General features: G+C 58.4%; 2 protein-coding genes and 2 pseudogenes. All 4 read right to left on the reverse strand.

Features of this window, described 5'->3' with window-relative positions; genetic code table 11:
• Positions 1-947: calcium-binding protein (locus ASF34_RS23660; RefSeq protein ID WP_162240044.1), on the reverse strand; the 947-nt coding region annotated here is incomplete at its 3' end.
• Between the two features lie 146 nt (positions 948-1,093).
• Positions 1,094-1,266: pseudogene (locus ASF34_RS22385) on the reverse strand (IS5/IS1182 family transposase); the annotation flags it as partial.
• 15 nt (positions 1,267-1,281) lie between these two features.
• Positions 1,282-2,673, reverse strand: coding sequence for a calcium-binding protein (locus ASF34_RS15495; protein ID WP_244479013.1), 1,392 nt, complete (start codon positions 2,671-2,673; stop codon positions 1,282-1,284).
• 295 nt (positions 2,674-2,968) lie between these two features.
• Positions 2,969-3,359: pseudogene (locus ASF34_RS23015) on the reverse strand (hypothetical protein); the annotation flags it as partial.

The raw sequence follows: 3,359 nt of genomic DNA on the forward strand, positions 1-3,359 counted from the left end.
TAGACCTTCTCGATACTGGCATCGACGGAGAACGATTCGACGTTGAGCTCGACGGTGCTGTCCTTGAGAATGAAGAGCAGGTCCGTCCCCTCGCCGCCATCCACCTTCATGGGCGAATCGCTGATCACGAGGCGATCGTTGCCATCCCGGCCGTACAGTTCGTCACTGCCGCCATTGCCGTTCAACGTATTGGCGCCGCCGTCTCCGTAGAGGGTATCGCCGAACGTACTGCCGATTACATTCAGGAATCCAAAGTAAGCATCCTGCTGCGCATCGCCGTTGAGGCCGCTGTTTCCAGCGAGATCGACAGTCACGCCCGCGGTGGAATGCGCGTAGCTCAACGTATCGACGCCACCGCCACCGGTCATATAGTCGGCGCCCGCACCCCCCTCGATGACATTGTTCTCGACGCTGCCAGCTATGACGTCGTCATATTGCGATCCGCGAATGTTGGCAATATTGACAAAGATGTCTTGTTGATTTTCACTTGCAAAATCATAGCCTTTGCCGATCCTCAAGTCGACGTCGACCCCGCCCGAACCGTCTCCGGTAGGCGCATCGAAATGCTCGTAGCTTAGGGTGTTCGTGCCGGCGCCGCCATCGATGGTGTTGATGCCGCGACCGCCCTCCAGGATATCGTTGCCGCCGCCGCCGTTCAGGACGTCGTCGCCGAGGCCGCCCCGCAGAACGTCGCCTTGCGTTCCGCCATCGAAATTTACGTCAGCTTTGTTATCAGAGAAATCAAGGTACAGACTGAGCATTGATACCGTGGAAGGAACCATATAGCTGGCCAATGCACTATTATTGTAGAAACCTAGACCAAAAAAGCTATCGAGTACCGTTTTGTAAGAAGAATCAACTCCATTATACGCGAAGCGGCTCAGTTCGAGAGGGACACTCTTATCTTCGTCATACGAATCTGTATATGAACATCTGATCTCGGCCATTGGATCGCTCTTCGGCTTATAGATTGATTTATGGAGACGCGACTTAACGCGAATAGCGTCTAGGGAATTGAATATTCTATAGCTATAAATAAATAGTGAATTAATGCAGTATTGTCCCGACTATGGTTCGGCCTCGATCGGCTCCGGAAGGCGATGACGGCAGAGGCATAGTTGCGGGCCAGCCGTCGTATCGGGCGGCAAGACGACGGAAGTCTTTGAGGCGGCAGAAGATAGCCTCGACGCGCCAGCGCTCGCGAGAGCGGCGCTCGGCATAGGCGATAACCCGGTCGCGCTGGGATCGCGCGACCGGGCAGGCCGGAGGACTGGGCAGACTTCAGAAGAGGAAGCTGCCTTCCGTCACGGAATCGACCGTGACGTCGAGTAGGATGATCTTGTTCGAGGCTCCGGTGTCACTCGTGAAGGTGATGATCGTATTGGCCTCGCCGTGGAACGATCCGATCTTCACGTCATCCATGCTCTGCGTGATGAGACCGATGTGGAGCGCATCTTCGGTCACGTCGAACTTGCGGATGACGTCGCGGCCATCGCCCGAGGCGAACTCGAAGATGTTTGCACCGGCGCCGCCGAAAAGGGAATCGCCGCCCTTCCCGCCGGTGATGACGTCGCCGCCCTTGCCGGCCACGATGCGGTCGGCGCCGTCCGTGCCGACGATCTTGGAGGAGCCATCGTTCAGGCTCTGCGAATAAATCTTCGTGCCGATATCGACGCCCGCCATGGTGAGGGACGCCCCGTCGCGGACATAAACCCTCTCGATGCTGGCAAACGACTCGTCGGTGAGTTCGACGTTGCCGAACCTCGCGATGAAGAGCAGGTCCGTCCCCTGGTCGCCCTGTACCTTCACGGGCGAGTTGCCGATGACGAGGCGATCGTCGCCGCCCCGGCCGTACAATTCGTCGTTGCCGCCATTGCCGTTCAGCGTATTGGCGTCGCCGGTTCCACTAAGGACATCATTCGACGTACTGCCAAGTACGTTCAGGAACCCCAGGTAATGATCCCCCTCCGCGTCGCCCTTGAGACCGTCTTGTCCAGAGAGATCGACAGTCACGCCCTCGGTGGAATGCGCGTAGCTCAACGTATCGACGCCACCGCCACCGGTCATATAGTCGGCACCCGCACCACCCTCGATGACATTGTTCTCGGTGTTACCATCTATCCCATCGTTATATTGCGATCCGCGAATGTTGGCAATATTAACGAAGAAGTCCTGTTGTTTGTCGCTACCATAATCGTAGCCTTCGCCGGTCCTCATATCGACCCCGACCCCGCCCGAGCCGTCTTCGGTGGGCGCATCGAAATGCTCGTAGCTCAGCGTGTTGGTACCCGTGCCGCCGTCGATGGTGTTGATGCCGCGACCGCCCTCCAGAATATCGTTGCCGCCGGCACCGTTCAGGACGTCGTTGCCGTCGCCGGTGCGGAACACGTCCCCGAAATCGCCGCCGGTGACCCGCGTGATTTTGTCGAAGTCGCTGGAATCGCCGTAGAGGCCAGCCATCTGGGTCGACAGCTGGAAGACCTGGAACTCATATTCAATCCCCGGCCCATCCAAGAAGTATACGAGAGAATCTTCGAACTCTTCATAGCCATCGACCACGTTACCAGGGCCGAAATCGAGCGTCCTGGCCTCCGGGTTGATTGGTTCTTGATATCCTATAGTGAAATTCTCGGGATCGTAGTCGCCGTCCATCGTATAACGAAATTGAGCCATCTTGAGCCCCTACAGAACAGGTTCGTGCTAAAACCGCTCTGCTTCGATATGACTCCACCATTTAAAATACAGTTATGGCTTTGTCTGAAAATACCAGGACAAAGCCCTTGCGAGCCAAAAGCTGTGCCCCACTGTAGGCGGGTGACAAGCGTGTCCTCGATGCGGCCGGCCGGCATCTGCATACCGGAGGACCGTTGCCGAACACGGCGCTCGGCATGGCCGATCGCCCGGTCGCGCTGGAAGGGATCGCGCGACCGGGCAGTCCGGAAGACGGTGCGGCCGTCAGAGGATGAAGCTACCCTCCGACAGGGCGCCGAACCCGACGTCGATCAAGATGATCTTGTCGGTCGGTCCGGATTCGTGGGTCAGGGTGATGAGCGTGCTGTCGCCGCCGTGGAACGACCGGACGTCCAGGCCACCCGTGTCGCCACCGAGGCTCGGTGATGCCGTCGTCGCCCTTTCCGGCCTGGATGCGGTCGGCGCCGTCCGTGCCGATGATCGTCGCGTTGCCGCCGGTCTGGCTCTGGGAATAGAGCTTCGTACCGACCGCCACACCCGACATGCTGAGGTGCGCCCCGTCGCGGACATAGACCTTCTCGATACTGGCATCGACGGAGAACGATTCGACGTTGAGCTCGACGGTGCTGTCCTTGAGAATGAAGAGCAGGTCCGTCCCCTCGCCGCCA

The organism is Methylobacterium sp. Leaf106 (genome assembly GCF_001422895.1).
In the GTDB taxonomy this organism is placed as follows: domain Bacteria; phylum Pseudomonadota; class Alphaproteobacteria; order Rhizobiales; family Beijerinckiaceae; genus Methylobacterium; species Methylobacterium bullatum.

Coding starts and splice junctions, on each gene's coding strand:
- ASF34_RS15495 (WP_244479013.1), bottom strand. CDS start 2,673: ATGGCTCAATTTCGTTATACGATGGACGGCGACTACGATCCCGAGAAT.